At 44.4% G+C, this 22618-nt stretch carries 18 protein-coding genes; 6 read left to right on the top strand and 12 right to left on the bottom strand.

Annotated elements, in window-relative coordinates; translation table 11 throughout:
* Position 1: 1 nt before the first annotated feature.
* A complete protein-coding gene (gene sigZ, locus L2730_RS07155) occupies positions 2-538 on the bottom strand; it encodes an RNA polymerase sigma factor SigZ (protein ID WP_248973958.1) in 537 nt (178 codons plus the stop codon).
* Between the two features lie 257 nt (positions 539-795).
* Here sigZ and L2730_RS07150 point away from each other — a divergent pair, with 257 nt between their 5' ends.
* Positions 796-1110 (top strand): hypothetical protein, encoded by a 315-nt coding sequence (locus tag L2730_RS07150; RefSeq protein WP_248973957.1) that lies wholly within the window; start codon positions 796-798, stop codon positions 1108-1110.
* Positions 1111-1144: 34 nt separating this feature from the next.
* On the opposite strand, the gene L2730_RS07145 is transcribed toward L2730_RS07150, so the two are convergent.
* Together L2730_RS07145 and L2730_RS07140 are read right to left on the bottom strand one after the other, a co-directional pair.
* Positions 1145-2041, bottom strand: a complete 897-nt coding sequence (locus L2730_RS07145) for a mechanosensitive ion channel family protein (protein ID WP_248973956.1) — start codon at positions 2039-2041, stop codon at positions 1145-1147.
* A complete protein-coding gene (locus L2730_RS07140) occupies positions 2042-4399 on the bottom strand; it encodes an AAA family ATPase (RefSeq protein WP_248973955.1) in 2358 nt (785 codons plus the stop codon).
* A 207-nt stretch (positions 4400-4606) separates the two neighbouring features.
* On the opposite strand from L2730_RS07140, the gene L2730_RS07135 reads away from it, so the two are divergent.
* Complete coding sequence (locus L2730_RS07135) at positions 4607-5674, top strand: CobW family GTP-binding protein (RefSeq protein WP_248973954.1); 1068 nt, start codon at positions 4607-4609, stop codon at positions 5672-5674.
* A gap of 453 nt (positions 5675-6127) precedes the next feature.
* Positions 6128-7249 carry an energy transducer TonB gene (locus tag L2730_RS07130; RefSeq protein ID WP_248973953.1) on the top strand — a complete coding sequence of 374 codons (1122 nt, stop codon included), beginning with the start codon at positions 6128-6130 and terminating at the stop codon, positions 7247-7249.
* A 96-nt stretch (positions 7250-7345) separates the two neighbouring features.
* On the opposite strand, the gene L2730_RS07125 is transcribed toward L2730_RS07130, so the two are convergent.
* The 6 genes from L2730_RS07125 to nadK all read right to left on the bottom strand — a co-directional run bounded on the left by L2730_RS07125 (position 7346) and on the right by nadK (position 16550).
* Positions 7346-7915: a LutC/YkgG family protein gene (locus L2730_RS07125; protein ID WP_248973952.1), complete on the bottom strand. Its 570-nt coding sequence runs from the start codon at positions 7913-7915 to the stop codon at positions 7346-7348.
* Positions 7916-7919: 4 nt separating this feature from the next.
* On the bottom strand, positions 7920-9293 hold the full coding sequence (locus L2730_RS07120; RefSeq protein WP_248973951.1) for a lactate utilization protein B: 1374 nt from the start codon (positions 9291-9293) through the stop codon (positions 7920-7922).
* Positions 9294-9301: 8 nt separating this feature from the next.
* Positions 9302-10045, bottom strand: coding sequence for a (Fe-S)-binding protein (locus L2730_RS07115; protein WP_248973950.1), 744 nt, complete (start codon positions 10043-10045; stop codon positions 9302-9304).
* Positions 10046-10458: 413 nt separating this feature from the next.
* A complete protein-coding gene (locus L2730_RS07110) occupies positions 10459-13278 on the bottom strand; it encodes an FAD-binding and (Fe-S)-binding domain-containing protein (protein ID WP_248973949.1) in 2820 nt (939 codons plus the stop codon).
* Between the two features lie 93 nt (positions 13279-13371).
* Positions 13372-15015, bottom strand: a complete 1644-nt coding sequence (locus L2730_RS07105; protein WP_248973948.1) for an L-lactate permease — start codon at positions 15013-15015, stop codon at positions 13372-13374.
* A gap of 656 nt (positions 15016-15671) precedes the next feature.
* Positions 15672-16550, bottom strand: coding sequence for an NAD(+) kinase (gene nadK / locus L2730_RS07100; RefSeq protein ID WP_248973947.1), 879 nt, complete (start codon positions 16548-16550; stop codon positions 15672-15674).
* 99 nt (positions 16551-16649) lie between these two features.
* Here nadK and grpE point away from each other — a divergent pair, with 99 nt between their 5' ends.
* A complete protein-coding gene (gene grpE, locus L2730_RS07095) occupies positions 16650-17252 on the top strand; it encodes a nucleotide exchange factor GrpE (RefSeq protein ID WP_220737274.1) in 603 nt (200 codons plus the stop codon).
* A 108-nt stretch (positions 17253-17360) separates the two neighbouring features.
* Here the strand turns inward: grpE and dxs are convergent, their stop codons facing one another.
* From dxs to xseB, 3 genes are read right to left on the bottom strand one after another with little or no spacing between them, the layout of a single operon-like run.
* Positions 17361-19226, bottom strand: coding sequence for a 1-deoxy-D-xylulose-5-phosphate synthase (gene dxs, locus L2730_RS07090; protein WP_248973946.1), 1866 nt, complete (start codon positions 19224-19226; stop codon positions 17361-17363).
* A 22-nt stretch (positions 19227-19248) separates the two neighbouring features.
* Positions 19249-20130 (bottom strand): (2E,6E)-farnesyl diphosphate synthase, encoded by an 882-nt coding sequence (ispA, locus tag L2730_RS07085; protein WP_248973945.1) that lies wholly within the window; start codon positions 20128-20130, stop codon positions 19249-19251.
* Positions 20131-20370: an exodeoxyribonuclease VII small subunit gene (gene xseB / locus L2730_RS07080; protein WP_248973944.1), complete on the bottom strand. Its 240-nt coding sequence runs from the start codon at positions 20368-20370 to the stop codon at positions 20131-20133.
* Between the two features lie 446 nt (positions 20371-20816).
* Here xseB and pomA point away from each other — a divergent pair, with 446 nt between their 5' ends.
* Together pomA and L2730_RS07070 are read left to right on the top strand one after the other, a co-directional pair.
* A complete protein-coding gene (gene pomA, locus L2730_RS07075) occupies positions 20817-21584 on the top strand; it encodes a flagellar motor protein PomA (RefSeq protein ID WP_248973943.1) in 768 nt (255 codons plus the stop codon).
* A gap of 4 nt (positions 21585-21588) precedes the next feature.
* Complete coding sequence (locus L2730_RS07070) at positions 21589-22557, top strand: flagellar motor protein MotB (RefSeq protein ID WP_220737264.1); 969 nt, start codon at positions 21589-21591, stop codon at positions 22555-22557.
* Positions 22558-22618 lie beyond the last annotated feature (61 nt).

Here is a 22618-nt window from a genome sequence, read left to right as displayed (position 1 = left end):
GTTAACATTTACTGCATTCAGGCTTTTTAGGGATATAATCGATAATACCTTGTTGCCCTATTTCAAAGTCACAGCAAGCCATCATCTGCTCTCTAAATTTAACGCGGCTTCTTTGCACTCTACTTTTAGCGCCTGATAGCGATAACCCTAGCTCATCGGCAATCGCTTGCTGCGATATTCCTTCAAGCTCTGCCATACGCAAGGGAGTGGCATATTTTTCTGGTAATTCGTTAATTAGTGGTCGTAAGCATTGGGCTAACTCTTTATGTGCTTGTGTGCTTACATCTTCCTCTTCAATCGCAAGTTCTTCTGGTAGCGCATCGAGAGGTTGGCGCGCCCGATAAAAATCCATGATGGTGTTATAAGCGATGCGATAAAGCCAACCTTTAAGGCTTCCTTTAGATTTGAGTTGGTGCAAGTTACTACTGGCTTTGATGTAGACATCTTGCAGTATATCGTCCACCGCATCAGCGTCGTCAATACGTTTGCTAACGTAGCTGCGAAGCTGCGCCTTGTGGTTTTGCCATTCAGATAACATAAAAACTGCGCCTTATAATCAATATTACATTCTAACTATGACGTGCTTATCGCTAAAAAGATGCAAACTTTTAATAAATTTTCATTTGGATAAATACTTATTTACCGTCGTGAATTGGAATACATTGTTGCGGATTAATTGGTTTTGATGGAGATAATGTGTGTTTATATTTTAATGTTATTGCTTAAAGCTTGTTTAATTTTTATTAGAGAGAGAATATTGAACGACTACCTGCAATTGATAATAGGTAATTTCCAATGAAGATTAGGTGTTTTAGTACAAGAATTCTAGCCACGATACTTTGTGTTTTAACTGTTGCATGCAGTGATGTTGAGTTACAAAAGAAAACACTGGGTCTTGAGACGATTGAAAGCCCATGCAACCAAATATGGTTTGAAAAAGTGGATAGGCAAATAGCCAGCGGTGATGGTCAAGGTCATGGCCCTGATTTAGGTTCTATGGAGTGGCGCTCAGTGGTGGAGTTTAAACTCGGAGTCAGAGGTGATGAATCATTACCTGCTGCTGACTCTGAACGCTGGTGCGCTTATATCGACCAGCATTTTATCAACTAGTACTTTTTCGACGCTAGACTTGCTGGTTAATCACTTAACGAGTGATTTTAGTGCTTTGCATGATTGCGGGTGGGCAGATTTGCTGCTTTTTAAACTCCTGCATGACTTTAAGGGTGATATCTGTTTCGAATAGCTTTTCATATTTAATGTCTAGTACGTATGCCTTTAACGTGAGTTTAATGGCAAAATAGCTATCGCTGATATCTTGTTTAACTAACACCACGATAGGTTTAGGTAGGTGAATATAGCGACTTGAAGCTGCGGCCTCTCTGATGATGTCAGTTGCTAGTGACAAGTCTTGATCCAATGCGACATGAAAGGGGATCACCACTTGCATGTCGAGAGCGCCATAGTTGCCACTGACCACCACATCACTTAAAAATTTACTGTTGGGGATAGTGATAATGTCGTCAGTTAAGGTGCACATACGCACTGAACGTAAGCCGATAGCGATAATGTCGCCATAATGCCCCTCAAAGGTCACTCTATCACCCACTTGAAATGGCCTGTCTATCATTACCGTTAAGCCAGCTATAAATGAAGCTGCAAGGTCTTTCATTGCAAAGCCAACCGATACCGCCAGCGTTCCTCCGATTAACGTCAGTACTCTGTCGTCGACTCTAAAGCTGAGCATGAATACTGAAATCCCTGCCGTCATATAGACAAAAAATTGAAAGAACGATTGGAGTTTTTGCGCCAGCATTCGCCGTTGTGCAAATTGGGTACTAATCGAGTCAACAATATTCTGCGTAAATTTCAGCATTAACCAAGCAACAAACAGGACTAACACTGATATAAAGACACCGCTCCAGCGGATAAGACTGGCAATTTCGGTAAGGCTATCTAGGTTAGGCGATAGTGCTTCGGCCTGTGCTTGAAAGCTTAAGAATAATACCAGTAGCAATAGTGTTGTGTAGGATTGTATTTTCATCTACTTTACCAATAAATGTTGGTTATGCAGGGTATTAGTGATGTATCTAAACCAATGCGAAGATATTTTTGCTTTGTCGTCAATCAGCTCGATAAAGCCTCGGTTTTGAAAATACCGCAGGGTATTTAGTACCTCAGAAAAACCAAGTTGTGTACAGGCTGCAAGCTCTTCTGCTGAAGCAACTTCTAGCTGCACGATAGCTCTAAGTACTGCTAGCATTGGCTTTGGCATGCTTTCGAGCTCTTTGGCATCAGGCGCCTTGAAGATTCGTACAAAGACTTCACCAGTGGTTTTATCTTGGTGAAGAGATTGCCTGAAGAATCGCAGTGCAACACTCGGGTTGCCGTCGGAGTAGTCCCATAAAATACGGTAAAAGCCTTGCTCTGCACGCTCTATTTCAGACAGCTCCTGTTCATCCCATTGCTTAGGTAACTTTAAGCCTGCAAAACTCAAGACATTGTCGCCATCAGTAGCAATACGGCTACTGAGTAAGGCGGCTATTTGGGTCTCATTCCAGCGTGGCATTGCAATGACTTTATCAAACAGCAAGCGTTCTCCGCGAGCGCGGTCAACGAAGCGCCATGCAGACTGCTCAATACCAAGCAACATGCCATGTTGATTGCGACCTCGGCGGAGTAGTTTTGATAACTTCATTAAGTTATTCAATCCGCCGACTTTAGGACTAATGATGCGCTGACAATCATCAATACAGAATACATAACGTTTATCAGTATTGCGTAGCAGTTTAACTAGCTCTGTTTCATCGACATCTTCAGGCAAGCCTACCGCGCTGTTAATTTGTGCTATTAGTGCACTGTATCCAGCATGGGGGCAATTGATGTAAATAGCATCTTCTGACTGAGCGCGGTAGATGACCCTTTTTAATAGTGTAGTGAGTCCGAGTCCGCGTTCGCTGTAAATAAGTGCCATTGCAGGGGAGGGCGCTAACACATAACGCGCGATTTCATTGAGTTCATTACTGGCATAATCTTCAATCAGTTCGCTATCTTCATGGCCTGGAGTCACAAATTGATAAGTTCTATCTCCCTTAATTCGCACCATGTTGGCGTTCTCTTTGTCAGCCTTACTTTGTTTCGCTACCTCGACTCTAAAGAAGTAGGCCAACGCATGTTTAAAGTTTTCGTACTTAGAAAGCTTATTAAAAAGTGCTTGGAATAGCCGTTGTGAGAACAGGCGGTATACAGCGATGAATGTGGCTATTGGCGCTAGAAATAGATTATTGCGTTTAGATATAGCCCATGTAACGTAGGTTGGTTGCTCTTCACACTGACTTAGCTGATTAAAGACAATGCTGCGCCAATCTCTTAATGTCTTTATCAGCAGAAGTAGCAATATAAGTAATATTAGCGTTTTAACCCAAGCGTATATTGTTCCTTGGTAGACACTCATTGCCGTAGCTTTTAATACAATAGCAGCAATCACAATTGTCCATACCCAATGCTTTACAGTGCGAACTCGCAGTTCAACAATCTCTGACTGATTATTGTAGTGACTATGGTGTGAAGCAAACTCGGTGATTAATCGAATAACAATGACGGCGGAAAAGCTCCAGTTAATCACCACACTGAGATAATTGATGCTATCTAGGCCAGGTAAACTGACTAAGGTGTTCAGCACCACTGAAAGGCCGATAAACCAAGCTAGTGGTACCTGTATTTTATTCAGGTAACGCCAAAAAGAGTGGCTAATAGGTTCACGAGTTAGCGGTTTGCATTTAGTGTGTTCGAGTTGAGTAACAATTAACTTTGGTGCATGTTTGAGCCACCATGATAGTAGCATTGCGATTAAAGTGAGCTTAAAAATCAATACTAATAGCGGGAAAGGAGAGACTTTAAGATCCGCTATGAATGTGGCTAAGCTTCGTAGTTGGAATACGAGTTGATAGTTAATGATGGCTTCAGTGACTTGAACCTCTAATAAAAGCTGCCTGACGCCATCGGGGCCAAACCCTGTAAAGCGTTCATTAACGCTAGGCGGTACATAAGCTAAAAGGTAGGCTTTATTCTGGCTTAGACTATCAAGTGAAAGTCTGGTCTGTTCAATGCTGTGCCAATTTTTGTCAGTGTTAGATTTTCTAAATTGTTGCAGTCGTTGATTAAGGGATTTTGCATGAGATTGCTGCTCCGCAAACGTGTCGATGAGTATGCTAGTTGCTTGGTTTTGATCTCGAACTGTCGCAATGTGCTGTTCAGGCAATGCCTTAGTTCGTTGCGCGATTGATTGACTTTGTTTAGTTAATTCGGGCGCTTCAAAAGAAGACCAATTAGCTAAAAGACTACTGGGGAGCAGTGTCGCTGCAACAAATGTTAGCCATAGCATGAGCTGTTTAGGTCGCATAGAAATGTCACACTCCATAGGCAAGTTTTTGATTTGTTACCTATAAAACCTAGCAGAAGCTACAAATTTTGCCGACGTTTTCCGTTGATACCGCTTCAGCCCAGAAAGAGTGGCATTCGTTTCGGTTGATGATCCGCACATCAGTGGTGACATTGACCTCCATTCCCGATTAGAATCTCGAGCAACTTGCGTAAAAGAGCAGCCACAATGATCCAAAAAATAATCCCGACTAATGTGATTACCGGTTTTCTCGGTGTAGGGAAGACCTCATTCATTAAAACGTTACTAAGCCAAAAACCATCTGGTGAAGTTTGGGCTGTATTAGTCAATGAATTTGGCGAAATAGGTATTGATGCTGGCCTGCTGGGTAATGATAACCAGCAAGTAGAAATTAAAGAGGTTGCTGGCGGCTGTATGTGCTGCGCAGCTGGTCTGCCCATGCAGGTGGCAATCAATCAGTTGATCGCTAAGGCTAAGCCTGACCGTTTATTGATTGAGCCGACAGGGCTGGGTCATCCTCAAGAGGTGCTAAAGGTGTTAACTCAAGCCCATTATCAGCAAGTGTTATCAATGAAGTCATGTATCACTCTAGTTGATGCACGAAAGCTCAGAGATAGTCGCTATACCCAGCATGAGATTTTTAATCAGCAATTGCAGGTGGCAGATCTGGTGCTTGCCAGTAAAGCTGATTGCTATGATGAAGGGCATGTTGGCGAGCTGCAAGATTACCTTAAGGCCAACGTTGCCAATCAAACCATGACGGTAGAGCCTTGGAGTCATACCCAGAATGAAGCGTTAATGCCTACGATTCTAGCATCAATCAACTTGCCTCATAAGCTATCTGCTGCGAAAAATGTCCCAGCCGTGCAAGCAATTACTACTGCACCCAAAACACGTTTGCTAGATATCAATTACAGTCCGCTATTTTCGCCGGATACCAGTGTGCAACAACTTGATTTTGATGAGCGTGGGGTAGTATGTAAGACCAAGCAAGCTGATGGTTTTTACAGTTGTGGTTGGGTATTTGATGTCAGCTACGAATTTGATTTTGATAAGCTGCTTGAATTTGTAAAAGGTCTCGATTTTGTTCGGTTGAAAGCGGTGATGATCACTGATGAAGGTATCGCTGGCTTTAATGGTGTCGAGTCTGAGTTATCAATTGTTGAGCTTGATGATGCGATGGCCTCAAGAATAGAGCTACTGTCTATGTCGGCTCTCAATCGTGAGCAGATTGAGGCTGCATTGATAACAGCAAGCAAAAGACTAGGGTGTTAGAGATAGAACTAAAAATGTACAGAAATTAAATTAGGGGCTGCTGTTCTTTCGAGCTTAGTTTTTGTTCGGTTCTTTACCGTAAGGAATAATGCTTCTAGTACAAGGTTTGAGCGATGAAGCTTAGCTGGCTAAGTGAAAAGCTCCTAACACATTCTAGTCATAAAAGAATAGATGCATTGAATCGAACCCAAAGGGCCGCGTTTCTTGGCTATTTTTACCGTGTTGTAGACTATTTGTGGCGAATAACTAAACGGCATAGCCTCCGCCTTGTCAAAATTGCCAATAAACTGCGGCAAAAACAACCGTGAAAGATCAACTGCCCCTATTCATTCATAAGTATGACTTGTATAAGTAAGTCATAAAAAAGTAAAGTAGCAAAAGGAATCGTTGTTATTGCGAAATTATAGGCCTGTAAGCAGGGCTTAATTTTCCAATATGAGTTTATAAAACAGGATGTTAAAAATGAAGTTACTCCCCAAAGCTATCTTAGTCGTAGCATTGTCTACGTCAATGTTAATGGTTAGCCCACTTTCAGCCTCTGAGTTTAGTGATGCCTATAAAGCTTACAAAGCCGCTGTAGTGGCAAAAAACAGTGCCGATATTGAGCAATATGCGCTGCAAGCTTATCAACTCGGCAAACAAAAATTTGCCGCCGATAGTCTTGATGTTGCCATGCTAGCCCTAAATGCTGGCGATGCTTCGATCCAAAATATACCGGCTAATACCTATACTGAAGAAAATAAAGCGAAAGCAGATGCCCTAAAAGAGCAAGCGTTTGCGCTGTATAAAGTTGCACTGGTTAACTATAAGAAAGAGTATGGCGCTGACGCGGTTGAATTAATCGATCCGTTAATGGGCTTAGCGGATTCCAGTAGTAAAAAAGATGCCCGAGAATACTTGAATGACGCATTAGACATTGCTGAAGACTCAGATAATGCAATGCTACTGGCCGATACGCAGAAAGCTTATTTTGAAATGCTGTCGAACAGTCGTTTCTATACTCGCACAGTCCGTGATTATATGCTTGATGCTTATGAATCTTACCAGCAACTACTGCCTGAAAACTCAATGAAGCGAGTATTAGCGGCTTATACAGTTGGTTCGATTGAATATGCCGAGAAGCATTACGATAAAGCAGAAACGGCATTGTTGTATGTGATCGAGCAATTTGAAGCGCTAGATTTTGACCACCCTTATGAATTAGCAGCGCACGCGAAATTAGTTGAACTTTATGAAAAGCAAGGCCAGAGTGATAAATCAACTCAGCACTGTATTGCCATCGGTAGCATGCAGCCTTGGAGTTCAGAGCAGGAGCAGACACCGTTATTCAGAGTGCAGCCAAAGTATCCTATGTCTTCGCTTAAAAAGAGAAAAGAAGGCTGGAGTCAGATAAGTTTTACCGTTAATGAGATGGGCTTTGTCGTTGATCCGATTATTCTTGATTCAAAGGGAGGTTCTAATTTTAATAAAGCATCGCTTGAAGCAGTGAAGAAGTGGCGATATGCACCTAAGTTTGTTGATGGTAAAGCGGTCGCTGCCAAGTCGAGTGTGCAGCTCGATTACACCATACGGTAAACTGATTGATATAGATAAATAAGAAAATGAGGTGACTCGATATGAGCACCTCATTTTTGTTACTGCCAACCAATTTAAATTGATGAACTGTTAAGACTAAGTCAGATAGACATTCAAACTACAGGCACCATGAGCGCCAACGACTAAAGCTTGCTCAATATCAGCTGTTTTAGAAGGACCTGCGATAAAAGTGCCGAATTCGCCAGTTGCTAAAGTCATCAGTTTTGCTGCCTGATGCATATTGGCTACAATGCTTTTAGCTTCAATCACCAGCAGTAAGTTCTCACAGATAAAAGGCGTGACTCTATGGCCAAGACTTTTATTGTTAACCCAGATAGCGCCATTTTCAGCAACGCCTAAATCACCAGGGATCACGGCGTAGTCGATATCTTTAAGCTCATGGGCTGTATCACTGACTTCACGATTACCGATAATGCCATCGACCATGGAGATGATCTGCATGCCCTTTGCAATATGCTCATCAACCGTGGTTTGCAAGGCGCTTAGGCCACCATCACGGTGCAGCGTACCAGCAACAGTATTTAAGCTTGTTTCAAATTGACCGACTAAGTCGTCGATACGCGGCGCGATATCAATACATGGCATTGCTTGCGGGCTAATCGCGGCACTTTTAAGTGCATTGAGAATTTCCTGTTTGCTCGACATGTTGTTAACCTCTGTTTTTCTTAAACCAAGCTTCAAAGCTTGAGTTTGGTGCCACTGGCAATTCGCGATATTTACCCCATGCTCCTGAGAATGGCTTAAGCACACTGCCAGGAAGTATTTTAAGTGCTGTGCGGGCAATGCCCATCGAGCAGTTAAGTGCGGTTTCACTGGCCATAAACTTACCCACTAATGGCATGTAACTCGATTTTCCATAAGGCAGCTTTCCAGCTTCAGCTTTTAGTCTTCTATGGTGGTGAATGATCTTGTCCAGCGGCACTTTGGTTGGACACACATAGGTGCAACTGCCACATAATGTGCATGCCCAAGGTATAGAATTGGTATCATCATTTTGCGCACCAACAGCAATACCAATCGGACCTGGAATGGTGTAGTTATAGCTGTAACCACCAGAACGACGGTAAACCGGGCAGGTATTTAGACAGCCACCGCAGCGAATACACTTCAGCGATTCAGCTAAGATCTTATCTTTAAGCATCTCGGTGCGGCCATTATCGACGATAATGACGTGCATCTCTCCGCCTTCCTGTGGACCGCGGTAGAAAGAGCTATAAGTGGTGATCGGTTGACCTGTGGCATTTCTTGCTAGTGTTCGCAGCAGCACCGCTGCGCTATCAAGATCCGGTACGACTTTGTCTATGCCCATTGAGTGCAGTTGTAACTTAGGTAAGTTAGCGCCCATATCGGCATTACCTTCGTTAGTACAAACCACTACAGCACCTGTATCGGCAACCGCCATGTTGACGCCAGTCATTGCTGCATCGGCTGATAAAAACTGCTCACGCAGATGGCTACGTGCTGCACGGGTTAAATAGAGCGGATCGGAAGCGCCAGCATTCGTGCCCAGCTTTTCATGGAAAAGGTCACCCACTTCCTCTTTTTTCATATGAATAGCGGGTACCACAATATGCGATGGTGGCATTTTGGCAAGCTGAATAATGCGCTCGCCTAAATCGGTGTCGATAACCTCAATGCCACGATCTTCCAAATAAGGATTCATGTGACACTCTTCGGTAAGCATCGACTTAGACTTAACCACCTTTTTGACTTGGTGCTTAGCTAATATTTGATGAACTATCTGGTTATGCTCTGCACCATCTTTTGCCCAGTGGACTTTGATATTGTTGGCAACACAGTTCTGTTCAAACTCTTCTAAATATTGGGCTAAATGCGTCAGAGTATGCAGTTTCATTTCAGAGCCAATATGGCGTAACTGCTCCCATTCAGGTAAGCTGCCCGCAGCTCTATCTCGCTTTTCACGCAGCATCCAAAGAGCTTTAGAGTGCCAATCTACCCGAGATTCATCTTTACAGAAGATCTCCGCTTTATGGGCATGAACGTTAGATTTTGAAGTCGACATGTCTGCTCCTATAGCGCTGCATTAATGATTTGAGCGATGTGGCGCGTCTCAATCGGTAATTTTTGACGTCTCACCATACCGTCAATATGCAGCAGGCAAGATGGATCAAACCCAACAGCATATTTAGCGCCGGTTGCCGCATGAGCTTGAGCTTTATCTTTACCCATCTTGGCTGATACCGCGCCTTCATCGACCGCAAATGTGCCCCCGAAACCGCAACACTCATCGCGTCTATCAGGGTAAACGATGTCAATTTCAGGTATGGCAGCCAGCACTGCTTCGAACTTGTTCATGCGCGGTCCCATCTGCTCACTTGGAGTCGCCAAGTCCAACATGCGAATACCATGACAGCTCATCTGTAGGCTAATTTTGTGGGGGAAGGGTTTGCTAAAGGCTGGGATAGGTGCAACATCGTGCAAAAACTCTGTTAATTCATATAGTTTTGCTATAACAGCTTGTGCTTCAGGACTGTCATCGAATTCGTGAAAATTTTCTTTAGCAGCGACTAAGCAAGAAGCCGCTGGGCAGACGATGGCATCGCATTCAACACCTTTAAAGGCATTGAGCAGTTTTAATGTGGTTTTTTTGGCTTCGTTAAAGCAGCCTGAGTTTGTCATTGGTTGGCCGCAGCAGGTTTGACCGCTAGGCAAGATGACTTGGTGACCGAGTTTCTCTAGTAGTTCAAGTGTCGCTACCCCAACTTCTGGGACCATTTGGTTCACTAGACACGGAATGAAAAGTGCTATCTTCATTGTGCTTTCTCTTCTATTTGCAGACATTATTATGCGATTTAAGAGCCGCAAAAAGCCTGCAAGAAGCGGACTTTAACTTAGCTCGATATTCGCTTTAGGTTTCCTCACCCGATTAATATAGGCGCATAACCTTATAAAAAGTAGTGCTAATTTAGCAAATAAATAGAGAGACTTTTGCAAAAATGAAAACAAGCTAGGTAACTGTATAATATGAAGATATTGAGTTAAAGCTCTAATGTTATAAATCTTATATTTTAAAAGTGGGGTGGCGAGATTGGGGCGCGTATGTTAATGAAAAGCAAAAAGAATTAGAGGCAGATATAGCCTCTAATTCTTTACCTTTAGTCTGCTCAGCTTAAGTTTTGTCGGTAGTAACTAACAGGTAAACCTAAGTAAGTTATTTACAGCGGTTACTATCGAGTGCACTCTTCTAGTAGATAAGCTAAGTGACGGTATGACACGCCGCTGTGTTGAGTTAAGCCAACTTCACACATACGGTTAGCGTAATAGCCCTCTTTGACATCTACTGGGATGAGCTTTTTGATATTCCTTAGGGCGCTGGCATTGATTTCGGGCTTATAAAGTCCTTTCTCACCGGCATATCCGCAGCAATCAATGCCAGCTGGTCGAATGACTTGTGTGCTACAAGCATCGACTATAGCTTCCATTTTTGGCTCAATCTTCATCTTACGTGCGCTGCAACCAAGATGCAGTGCAACCGCAGGTTTCTTGCTAGTTATGGTTAACTTATTCAGTAGTTTGTCATGGATAAAGTCGACCATATCAACAATCTCAACCTTGTCGGTTAATGAGCTGTCACCGGCAAGCGTGCGGTAGGTACAAGATAACGCATCAATAATGACTGGCAGTTTTCCGCCTTGAGTCATAGAGGCAACCGCTTCAATTAACTCTTTGCGTTTTGCATCGGCATTTTTAAAATCACCCTTTGACTCCCACATTTGACCACAGCATAGATCACGGGTTTTCTCTGGAGTGATAACGTTGTAACCAGAGCGCTCTAGCAGAGTCACAACCACTTCTGGCAAGGTTCTATTGTCAGGATCTTTTGGTGTCGGGCCAAATGTGCGTCCACCACAAGCAGGGAAGTAAACCACGGTTTCTTGCCCTGGAATTGGCGCGGAAAGTTTTGGTAGCTTACCGCCTTTAGGGAAGTCCTGATTCCAGTAAGGCACTTCTTTTGTCACTACGCGACCAGCTTTCATGATCGCACCAGTAACAGCGCTACCAGTGATTTTATGAATAGTGCCTAATACGTCAAAGCCCGTGCTGATCACTTGGTTAACGGCACCAAAATGCTTAGCTTGGAAATCTAGCACTTTTTGCTCTGTGGTGCTTATGTAAGGGGTTCTCAGTTTACGCACTAACTGACCCATACTGTTATCTACAGGGCAAGCAATGGTACAAAGCTGACAAGCCGCACAGGTATCAACTACGTCATATTTAGCGGCAGCGCGCATTTCGCCGGCAGCTTGTTTATCACCAGATTGCTCTAGGCGCTCAATTTCACGTAAGGTGGCGATACGCTGGCGCGGTGACATGTTAAGTGCTGATGTCGGGCAGGTCTTTTCACAGAAGCCGCATTCGATACACTTGTCGACCAAATCATCGACCACTGGACATGGCTTAATATTTTTAACGTGGATTTGACTATCGTCGTTAAGAATAACACCTGGGTTTAACAGACTTTCTGGATCAAATATCTGCTTAATGCGCTTCATTAAGGTGTAAGCATCACTGCCCCATTCCATCTCTACAAAGGGAGCCACTGCACGACCTGTGCCGTGCTCGGCTTTCATCGAGCCGTCATATTTGTTGATCACCATCTCAGCCACATCCTGCATAAAGGCATGGAAGCGCTCAATATCGGCTTGGGAATTAAATGTTGGCGTGATGATGAAGTGGAAGTTTCCTGCTAACGCGTGCCCATAAATAACGCCTTCAGGGTAGTTATGCTTATGGAACAGTTCAGTTAAATCATTCGCTGCAGCAGCAAGGTGCTCTAGCTCAAAGGCGACATCTTCAATAATGACAGAGGTCCCTTTTGGTCGCTCGCCGCCAATAATTGGGAATAGTCCTGAACGCATCGCCCAGTATTGACCAAATACTGCGGGGTCGTCACTAAAGGTAATAGGGCGCTCAGTATCAATATGGGCAAGTTTGGCGATAACATCTTGAGTGTAGTGTTCAAGCGTCTCTTTATTATTAGCACGGGATTCAATAAGCAGAATTGATGCGCCTTCAGGTAACTCAGACAGCCAGAGCGGCATACCTTCTTTACCAGTAACAGACTTAATCGATGCCCAGTCAAGCAGTTCGGCTGCGGCAACGCTATCACCGACTAATGGTGGAATCGCTTTTGCGGCATCTTCCATATTGAAAAATACCGCCATCGCCGATGCTTTAAAGCGCGCTTCATCGACGGTGTTGTAGGTCACCTCTTCTACAAAGGCGAGGGTGCCTTCGGCGCCTACAATAAGGTGGTTGATAAGCTCAAACGGATCGCTAAAGTCGACCAACGCATTAAGGCTATAACCTGTGGTATTTTTAATGGAAAACTTTTTACGAATTCTGTCAGCCAGGGTCTGATTACTTAGCGTCATCTCTGCTAAATCTAGCAGTGATTTTATCATCTCTGGATGAGTCTTAGTAAACGCAGCCTTAGATGCGTCACAGCCGGTATCAAGTTCACTACCATCTGCAAAAAGCAACTTTGCTGATGCAATTGTTTGATAGCTGTTTTGCGCCGTACCACAACACATGCCTGAAGCATTGTTTGACACAATCCCCCCTATTTTTGCAGAAGCAAGCGTGGCAGGATCCGGGCCAATCTTTTTGTTTAATGGTTTTAGCGCGGCGTTAGCATCAGCGCCAATAACAGCGGTACCTAAAGTGATTTGCTTGGCATCATCGCTTACTTTTAGTGTTCTAAAGCCATCGTGACCCAGAATAAGTAAAATGCCTTCACCAATGGCTTGACCTGAAAGGCTGGTACCTGCGGCTCTGAAGGTGACTGGCGCGCCATAAGTGCGAGCAATAGCGAGTGTACGTTTGGCTTGCTCCAACGTGTCCGCATGGACAACTATCTCAGGTACGATTCTGAAGTAACTGGCGTCAGTCGACCAAGCAAAACGGCGTACAGGATCGTTTGTGGCGGCGTCCTCACCAACTTGCTTACGTAGATCTCTTAATACAGCTTCATAATTAATTGACATCGATTCTATCTCTACACACTTCTATAAGAGTGGATGAAAGCCGCGCTATGCGGCTTTCTCAATATTATTGTTATTAATTTGATTAGTTTTGAACTAGAAACCGCCCCATATCGCGGCAATGGTGCCAGCGACTAAAGCATAGCCTAGTGCAACAGGCATGGTTTTACGGATGATCTCAGACTCGCGCCCAGCCATACCCACAACGGTTGCGGCAGCGACAACATTCATCACACACATCATGTTACCGGCGTTAGCGCCAATACCTTGCATGGCTAAGATTAGCGCATGGTTAGCACCTATGTTATCGGCAACGCTGTACTGAAGACCGGAGAACATCATGTTGGAGAAGGTCGCTGAGCCTGATAGGAAGGCGCCGAAGATCCCTACAATCGGTGAAACCCAAGCCCAAACCGCGCCCATGCTGCCAGCTAATGTGTCAGCCAGTGCTACCGGCATAGAGGCAAGTCCTGAGGCATTCTCACCTGAGTTAAGGAATATTTTCACCATAGGTACAGATGCACCTAATGAAATGATAGTTGGCACCATCGACTTACACGAAACTGAAATGGATTCTTTAATCGCAGGAGACTTCATTCTAAACAGGAAGAAACCTAAGATACACACCAGTACGAAGAAGGCACCAGGTGCGTATAGCGTGGCAAAGCCTGCTTTTAGCTCTGTACCTAACAGGCCAGTCCAGCTGATATTAAAGCTAGTTAACCAAACTTTTAATGGTTCAACGGTGCGCGATAGAACCAGTAGTGCAGCCATAATAATGTATGGAGACCATGCGGCAACTTGGTAGAACTTCGCCTCTGTTGCCAGCTCTTTACGCTCTTGGCCATCATTCTCGGCGAAATCATTCCAAGGCTCTTTTGGTAGAAGGTATCCTTTCTTAGCTACTGGGATCACAATTGCCATCCCGACAAGCGCACCAATTACTGATGGGAACTCTGGGCCGGCAAAGTAGTTAATTAACCATGCTGGCACAGTGAATGAAAGACCAGCGAATAGCGCAAACTTCCAAATAGCTAAGCCTTCTTTAAAGGATTTATTGCGGCCGAAGAAGCCTGTGAGTATCGCGACCATGGTTAATGGAATAAGCGTGCCGGTGATTAAATCGATGGTGATCATGTGCATTGCGATGAACTGTGCATAATCAGCAAAGCTGCCACCATGCTGTGCAATTTGCTCGGCAGCCATATTTACGCCACCTTGAGTAAGGCCTTGATCCATACCAAACAAAACGGGTAGACCAATAGCGCCGAACGAGACAGAGGTCGAGTCGGCAATCAGCGCGACGACCGCTGCGGCGATAGGAGGAATGCCCAATAGAACTAGCAGTGGTGCACCAATCGCTGCTGGTGTGCCAAAGCCTGCTGAACCTTCAATGAACGAGCCAAATAGCCAACAGATAATGATGACCTGCACGCGGGCATCGGCACTAATGTTGGTAAAGCCTGCACGAATGGTATCCATAGCGCCGGAGTACTTAAGCGTATTAAGCAGGAATACGGCACCGAAAATAATGGTTAATGGTGTTAACGCTGAAAGTAGACCTTCAACCACTGACGCTGCGAGAAAAGTGGTATCCATTTGCCAAACAAAAACAGCAGCTAGGCCTGTAAAAACCATGGAAATGGGCATTGCTCTTGATGCTGGCATCCGTAAAAGCACCAAAAACAGCATTACACTGATTATCGGCGTTAAGCTTGCGAGTAGTTGAATAAAGGTCATGCTTGCCTCGTTGATTATTGGGTGGCGAACTTCAATTGTTAGTACCCGACTTATGCTTAATTTTTGATACTGACGGGTTGAGGTGTGTACTAAACGTTAAATAGGCTAACGCTAATATGATCTAGATCAGTTTGTACCTTAATTGTGGTTGAGAATGCTAGTAGTGAGATGCGTCATTGTTTGCTAGTTTTTTTGGCTGTGATCTAGATCACGCTCGTTTCTTTGCTTAAAGCTATTTACGACGCTTTTTTGATAGTTCAGCAGACAAAACAGTAAAAATGGACAGGCGAAATGCGTTATTTGATCTAATACTTTCGTGTTGTGACGTTAACTTTGGTTACAGTAACAAAACCTCGATGTGAACCACGTCACGCTTTTGGTGTTGGGTGTACAGTTTAAATGACTGGGTAATTATCTATGTTATTGGTTTAATTGTTCTTTAAATTTATTTATATGGTCAGTCTTCGAATTGATTAGAGATGTTTAATGTGGTTCTCGTTGTGATTATCTAACCAATAACTACTTTAAATAACGCCCGTTGCCAGTGTGATAAGTTGCTTAAACAGTAGGCTGTTATTAGCTTGTTGCGGATAAAAGACAGTGTGTAAATGATTGAAAGAGTAGGGTCAGTAGCTTTGCTACTGACCCAAGAAATATTAAAACAGCTTGCTACCCCAGCCTAACTTGGTTCGTAAAACATGGAAGTAGTTGTGCCCTTTAGGGTGAATGAGCCTAAGGGTATCGGCGCTACGTTTGACAATAATCTCATCACCTGGCAGTACCGATAAGTTGACGTGGCCATCACAGCTCACCTCTAAGTTGTCACCATTATGTGGTGACACTACAAGCTTAATAATACTGCAAGCATCGACCACTATCGGCCGACAAGAAAGAGTGTGAGGGAACATGGGGACTAAAATCATCGCTTCTAAGTTAGGCGTGAGGATCGCACCTCCTGCTGATAACGAGTAAGCGGTTGAGCCGGTTGGAGTCGATACAATCATACCGTCAGCACGTTGGCTATACATGAACTTGTCATCAATATAGACTTCGAACTCAATCATATGGGCAATCTTACCCGGGTGAAGTACGGCTTCGTTGACGGCGGTATTACTCGATTTAAGCTCACCATGACGGTGTACTTCAGCTTCAAGTAAGAAACGATGTTCGGTATCAAATTCACCTTCTAGTACTTTTGATAAAGCCTCTTCAAAAGAATCTGGTGGCAAATCGGTAAGAAATCCAAGATTACCCCGGTTAACCCCAATAACGGCGATATCAAACCTTGCCAGCACACGTGCAGCACCAAGCATATTACCGTCACCACCGACAACAATCGCGAGATCGCATTGCGCGCCAATCTCTAACAGATCGACCGAGTGAGTATGTGAGCCGACATCGGCGGCAACGCGCTCCTCAACCAAGACGCTGTAGCCTTGCATTGTTAACCAATGATGCAATCTCTTTAGGGTGAGATTGGTTCCTTCATGGTTAGGTTTGCCAATAAGTCCAATAGTGTGAAAGGTATTGCTCATATTTGTGTCAGATCCGGCTTTAGGCCTTGAAACCTCAAAATTGATCCCCATAATATGCCCAGAGCATGCAGAAACAAAGCATTTTTAGCTGGAGCAAAAATGAGCAACGAAACAAATAAAGCACAAGATAACCAAATTGATGAGCAAGTTGAATCGATTGTAGAAGGTGAACTACTGACAGAAGGTAGCGATGAAGCCTCTTTAATGGACGAACTGACTCAAGCAAACTTTCGTGTTGAAGAGCTAGAGAAGGCTTTGCAAGAAGCGCAATCAACTGTGGATTCACAAAAAGACTCAGTGATCCGAGCGGCTGCTGAAGTGGACAACATTCGTCGCCGCGCTGCGATTGATGTCGAGAAAGCGCGTAAGTTTGCGCTTGAGAAGTTTGCCAACGAACTGCTACCTGTACTCGATAACATGGAGCGGGCGCTTCAGGGAACCGATGCAGAAGCTGAAGCGACTAAAGCGATTTATGAAGGCGTTGAGCTAACGGCTAAGAGTTTTGTGAGTGCGGTTGAGAAGTTTGGTTTAACGCAAGTCGATCCGCAAGGCGAAGCATTTAACCCTGAGCTTCACCAAGCGATTGGTATGCAGCCAAGCACTGATTTCCCAGCCAATACTGTGATGATGGTAATGCAGAAAGGTTACACCCTTAACGAGCGTCTACTGCGCCCTGCAATGGTAATGGTGTCACAAGGCTAGTAGATATTAGCTGATACGTCTTTAAACTTTTTAGTATCTAAATAGTTTAAAGACTAAAAAGGACTGCGACTGCAGTCCTTTTTTATATCTGATACTGATTAAATTAGTTTAAGCTAAATACTCTTCAATCTGCTTTTGAATACCCGCAGCATCAAGCTCGAGTTCACTGATAATTTCATTAGGTGCGCCGTGCTTAATAAACTCATCAGGTAAGCCGATTTGTAACACTGGTTTTGGCAACTTAAGTGTTTGCAGTAGCTCAAGTACTCCTGAGCCTGCGCCGCCCATAATGGCGTTTTCTTCAACGGTAACTAGCACATCATGAGTTTCAGCCAACTCTTTTACCAAGTCGACATCAAGTGGCTTAACAAAACGCATGTCTGCAACGGTGGCATCGAATGCTTCTGCGGCAACTAAACTATTTGCCAGCGTAGTACCAAAGTTAAGGATGGCAACTTTTTGACCGCGACGTTTAACCAAGCCTTTACCTATTGGCAGTGCCGTCATAGTTTCGACCTGCTTAGCACCTGTAGCACTGCCACGAGGGTAACGTACTGCTGTTGGGCCCTCTTTATAGCAATAACCGGTATAAAGCATCTGACGACATTCGTTTTCATCAGACGGTGCCATGATGACCATATTTGGCACGGTGCGCATGAAACTTAAATCGAATGCCCCTTGATGAGTTGGACCATCTGCGCCAACGATACCGCCGCGATCGATAGCGAATACCACTGGTAGTTTCTGCAGCGCCACATCGTGGATCAGTTGATCGTAGCCACGCTGTAGGAAGGTTGAATAAATAGCGACTACTGGCGTATAGCCTTCACAGGCAAAACCTGCACCTAAGGTGACCGCATGCTGCTCGGCAATTGCTGCATCGAAATATTGCTTAGGGAAGCGCTGAGAAAACTCAACCATACCAGAGCCTTCGCGCATTGCTGGGGTGATAGCTAATAGCTTTTCATCTTTCTCAGCCACATCACAAAGCCACTTACCGAACACTTGCGAGAAGGTTGGGTCGCTTGGCTTGCTAGCCGGCTTTTCAAAGGTTGACGGATCAAACTTAGGCACAGCATGCCAGCCGATAGGATCTTTTTCTGCAGGCTCATAACCACGACCTTTTTTGGTCATGATATGCAAAATTTGGGGGCCGCTGAGGTTACGCATATTGCGTAAGGTCTCAACTAAGGCATCAACGTCATGGCCATCAATAGGGCCAATATAATTAAAGCCGAGCTCTTCAAACATAGTGCCTGGAACAACCATGCCTTTAAGGTGCTCTTCGGTGCGCTTCGCCATCTCTTTGATGACAGGCATACCTTTAAGTACTTTTTTGCTGTTCTCGCGGATAGTGGTATAAAAGCGGCCTGACATCAGCTGGGCGAGGTGATTATTAAGCGCCCCAACGTTTTCAGAGATAGACATCTCGTTGTCATTTAAGATCACTAGCATGTCGTTGTGCAGATCGCCGGCGTGGTTCATGGCTTCAAACACCATACCGCCAGTCATTGCACCATCACCAATAACAGAAACCACTTTACGACCCGCTTGCTCTTTTTCAGCAGCAACAGCCATAGCAAGTGCAGCACTCACGGAAGTACCTGAGTGGCCAACGCTAAAGGTGTCGTATTCACTCTCTTCGCGCCAAGGGAAAGGATGAACTCCACCTTTTTGGCGAATAGTGTGCATTCTTTCACGACGACCAGTAAGGATTTTATGAGGGTAGGCTTGGTGGCCAACATCCCAAATAAGTCGATCAAATGGTGTGTTATAGACATAGTGGATCGCCACTGTCAGTTCGACAGTGCCAAGGCCTGATGCAAAATGGCCACTTGATTTACCCACTGACTTCAAAAGGAAACCTCTAAGTTCGTCAGCCAATTGTGGCAGAACGGCTTGAGGGAGCTGTCTCAGCTCATCTGGGGTATTTGCCTGTGCTAACACAGGAAATTGAGAAATATCAAAACTCATATCGAGATTCTTTGTCTCTTATTTATACTCTTCGCTCAATGATATAACGGGCGAATTCGGCAATTAACTGGCTATTGTATGGTAATTTAGCCAGCGCTGATAGTGCGTCCTCAATCAAACTTGCTGCAGTTTGTTGGGCACCTTCTAAACCAAGCAACTTCGGATAAGTGCTCTTATTTGAATCTGTGTCAGAACCTTGAGGCTTTCCAAGCTCTTCGGTACTGGCAATTATGTCTAAAACATCGTCTTGTACCTGAAATGCCAGCCCTATGGCGTCAGCAAAATCGAGTAAAGCTTGTCGTTCATCATCGTTAATCTTTGCTGCAATAATGGCAAACTCGACTGCGCAGCGGATTAGTGCACCCGTTTTGAGTTTATGCAGCTGGATAAGGGTGGCTAATTCTATCTGCTTATCTGTGGCACTTAAGTCCATCGCCTGACCGCCGCACATGCCACTGTAACCAGAGGCATTTGCCAAGGCTTTAACCATAGCTAAATTCTGTGATGGGACAATATTTTTAATTGGCTCACTGATGATTTCAAATGCCAGAGCTTGCAAGGCATCGCCAGCTAGAATCGCTGTCGCTTCATCAAAGGCGATATGTACAGTCGGCTGACCGCGGCGCAGTGCGTCGTCATCCATGGCGGGAAGGTCGTCATGGATAAGTGAGTATGCATGAACACATTCAATTGCTGCGGCACAAGAATCTAATGTTTCGAGTTTAACGTTTAGCATCTCGCCGATGGCATAAACCAAGAAGGGGCGAATACGCTTGCCGCCAATTAGGGCGCCATGTTTCATCGCAGCTTTTAGCTTAGGATCGATATCGTCAAGCGCATCAATACGAGTAGCTAGCAGCTGGTTTATACGTTGTTGGTAGGTAACAAGTGACTCTGCTAACAATTACTCGCCCTCAATGTGGTAAGGCTTAAGCGCGTCAACACCCTCATCAGCCATAAGCACTGCGACTTTTTGCTGGGCATTTTCTAGTTTACCTTGGCTATTACGCACAAGCTTAATTCCACGCTCGAATTGCTTTAATGCGTCATCGAGAGAGACATCACCGTGCTCTAAGTCAGCAACTATTTTTTCTAGTTCGGAAAGTGATTCTTCAAAAGAGAGGTTTTCTGGTTTTTTTGCCACGATGATCATTCCTAGAATTAAGCGATACACAAAGTATATCAGCAGGGCACAAGGGTCAAATTAAGCCGTTGACTATTTGCACAAAAGCACGTTTTCGTGTGAAAAAAGTCCACTAAAAGCACATTTATTTACGCAATTTCATCGACAGCTTTTGGTAATCGTCTGTTGAGTGAATACGTGAAATATACATTTGGGATCTATTTTAACGGATTTAACGTAACAATTGCGGGAAATATCACTCAAGAGATCTTAACTTTGGTCGCTATATTAGGTGCAATGTTGAAAATGTGAGTGCTATTTAGCCGTTTATTTACGTGGTGCTTGCCGTCACGTTGCAAGCGTAATATTGTCGCTTATGGATTTTATCGACGCTAGCGTTTTTAGTTATTATTGTGAGCATTCAATTGTATTAGCAGCGTGATTATATTGGTATTTGAGGAGCAATTTTGGATTTAGCAACCCTAATAGGACTGATTGGCGCATTCGCGTTTGTTATCATGGCGATGGCAAGTGGCGGTGGCATAGGGATTTTCATTAATGTGCCCTCTATCTTGATTGTGATGATAGGCTCACTGTTTGTTGTGATGATGAAGTATAACCTCAAGCAATTTTTCGGTGCAGCTAAAATCGCAGCCAAAGCATTCATTTTTAAAATTGATAAACCTGAAGATTTGATAGAACAGTCAATAACGATGGCTGATGCCGCTCGCAAAGGTGGCTTTTTAGCGTTAGAAGAGGCTGAAATTAGCAACAGTTTTATGCAAAAAGCGGTCGATATGCTAGTGGATGGCCATGATGGTGACGTGGTTCGCGATGCGCTAGAAAAAGATATCGCTTTGACTGAAGAGCGCCATAAAACCGGTGTGGGTATTTTTAAATCCATTGGCGATGTGGCGCCGGCTATGGGAATGATTGGTACGCTGATTGGTTTGGTGGGTATGTTATCAAACATGGACGATCCTAAATCCATTGGCCCAGCGATGGCGGTTGCTCTACTGACGACACTTTATGGTGCTGTAGTGGCTAACATGGTTGCGATACCGATAGCGGATAAATTGTCCCTAAGAATGGGCGAAGAGATGCTAAATCGAAATTTAATCATGGATGCTGTACTGGCTATTCAAGATGGTCAAAATCCTCGTGTCATTGAGGGGTTCCTCAAGAACTATCTTTCTGAAAAAGCTCGCACAATAGATACCTTGGACGGGGCTTAGCTCCATGGCAAAGAAAGTCAAATGTGACTGTCCGCCACCTGGGGCGCCGCTATGGCTGGCAACCTTTGCCGATTTGATGTCCCTGTTGATGTGCTTTTTTGTACTTTTGCTCGCATTCTCTGAAATGGATGTGATGAAGTTTAAGCAGATTGCGGGCTCAATGAAGTATGCATTTGGGGTACAAAATAAGGTAGAAGTTAAAGATATTCCTAAAGGAACATCGGTCATTGCATTGGAGTTTAGGCCTGGTAGGCCTGAGTCTACTCCGATTGAAATCATCAATCAGCAAACCAATGAAATGACTGAGCCGATGTTAGAGTTTCAGGCGGGTGAAGATGACAGTGCTGGTGGCGTACAACAGCAGCGAGGTGAGCAGCGTGGCGGCGAGTCATCGTCGACAGCCCAAGAGCAAGAAGATGCGCAAGCGCTAGCTAAGTCAACTTCAGAGTCTAAAAGTGAAGCCTCCAAAGCAGAAGCCGCTGCTCAGGAACAAATTAATCAACAAGTTAAGAAAATGGCGCAAGAGCTCAATAAAGAGATTGTTGATGGCGCGATTGAAATAGAATCTCTAGGTCAGCAGATTATTATTCGTATTCGAGAAAAAGGCGCCTTTGCATCGGGTTCTGGTTTTCTACAACCGCGCTTTAAGCCAATTGTTAGACGAGTCGGCGAGCTGCTAAAAGATGTGCCGGGTATTGTTACCGTATCTGGTCACACCGATGATTGGAATATTTCCAATGAGCTTTATAGCTCAAACTGGGACCTGTCGAGCAAACGAGCTGTAGCGGTTGCCCACGAAATGATAAGAGTAAAAGGCTTTGATCAGCAGCGGCTCAAGGTTGTGGGGATGGCTTCATCGGCGCCATTGGTCGAAAATAACTCTCAAGCAAATAGGGCGCGCAATCGCCGTGTCGAAATCGCTATCGAACAGGGCAAAGCAAAAGAGTCTGACGAGATCCAAGTCTCAAAATAGTTAATCTATCCGCTCGAGCAGATAGCAGCTAGTGTTGCTATCTGCACTCCACTTAGGGATT

The sequence above is a fragment of the Shewanella kaireitica genome (assembly GCF_023284045.1).
Classification (GTDB): Bacteria; Pseudomonadota; Gammaproteobacteria; order Enterobacterales; family Shewanellaceae; genus Shewanella; species Shewanella kaireitica.
This window is presented reverse-complemented; position numbering and strand designations above follow the sequence as displayed.

Excerpts from the sequence above, each read along its gene's own strand:
- sigZ (WP_248973958.1), bottom strand. The coding sequence starts at position 538 with ATGTTATCTGAATGGCAAAACCACAAGGCGCAGCTTCGCAGCTACGTT.
- L2730_RS07150 (WP_248973957.1), top strand. The coding sequence starts at position 796 with ATGAAGATTAGGTGTTTTAGTACAAGAATTCTAGCCACGATACTTTGT.
- L2730_RS07145 (WP_248973956.1), bottom strand. The coding sequence starts at position 2,041 with ATGAAAATACAATCCTACACAACACTATTGCTACTGGTATTATTCTTA.
- L2730_RS07140 (WP_248973955.1), bottom strand. The coding sequence starts at position 4,399 with ATGCGACCTAAACAGCTCATGCTATGGCTAACATTTGTTGCAGCGACA.
- L2730_RS07135 (WP_248973954.1), top strand. The coding sequence starts at position 4,607 with ATGATCCAAAAAATAATCCCGACTAATGTGATTACCGGTTTTCTCGGT.
- L2730_RS07130 (WP_248973953.1), top strand. The coding sequence starts at position 6,128 with ATGTTAAAAATGAAGTTACTCCCCAAAGCTATCTTAGTCGTAGCATTG.
- L2730_RS07125 (WP_248973952.1), bottom strand. The coding sequence starts at position 7,915 with ATGTCGAGCAAACAGGAAATTCTCAATGCACTTAAAAGTGCCGCGATT.
- L2730_RS07120 (WP_248973951.1), bottom strand. The coding sequence starts at position 9,293 with ATGTCGACTTCAAAATCTAACGTTCATGCCCATAAAGCGGAGATCTTC.
- L2730_RS07115 (WP_248973950.1), bottom strand. The coding sequence starts at position 10,045 with ATGAAGATAGCACTTTTCATTCCGTGTCTAGTGAACCAAATGGTCCCA.
- L2730_RS07110 (WP_248973949.1), bottom strand. The coding sequence starts at position 13,278 with ATGTCAATTAATTATGAAGCTGTATTAAGAGATCTACGTAAGCAAGTT.
- L2730_RS07105 (WP_248973948.1), bottom strand. The coding sequence starts at position 15,015 with ATGACCTTTATTCAACTACTCGCAAGCTTAACGCCGATAATCAGTGTA.
- nadK (WP_248973947.1), bottom strand. The coding sequence starts at position 16,550 with ATGAGCAATACCTTTCACACTATTGGACTTATTGGCAAACCTAACCAT.
- grpE (WP_220737274.1), top strand. The coding sequence starts at position 16,650 with ATGAGCAACGAAACAAATAAAGCACAAGATAACCAAATTGATGAGCAA.
- dxs (WP_248973946.1), bottom strand. The coding sequence starts at position 19,226 with ATGAGTTTTGATATTTCTCAATTTCCTGTGTTAGCACAGGCAAATACC.
- L2730_RS07070 (WP_220737264.1), top strand. The coding sequence starts at position 21,589 with ATGGCAAAGAAAGTCAAATGTGACTGTCCGCCACCTGGGGCGCCGCTA.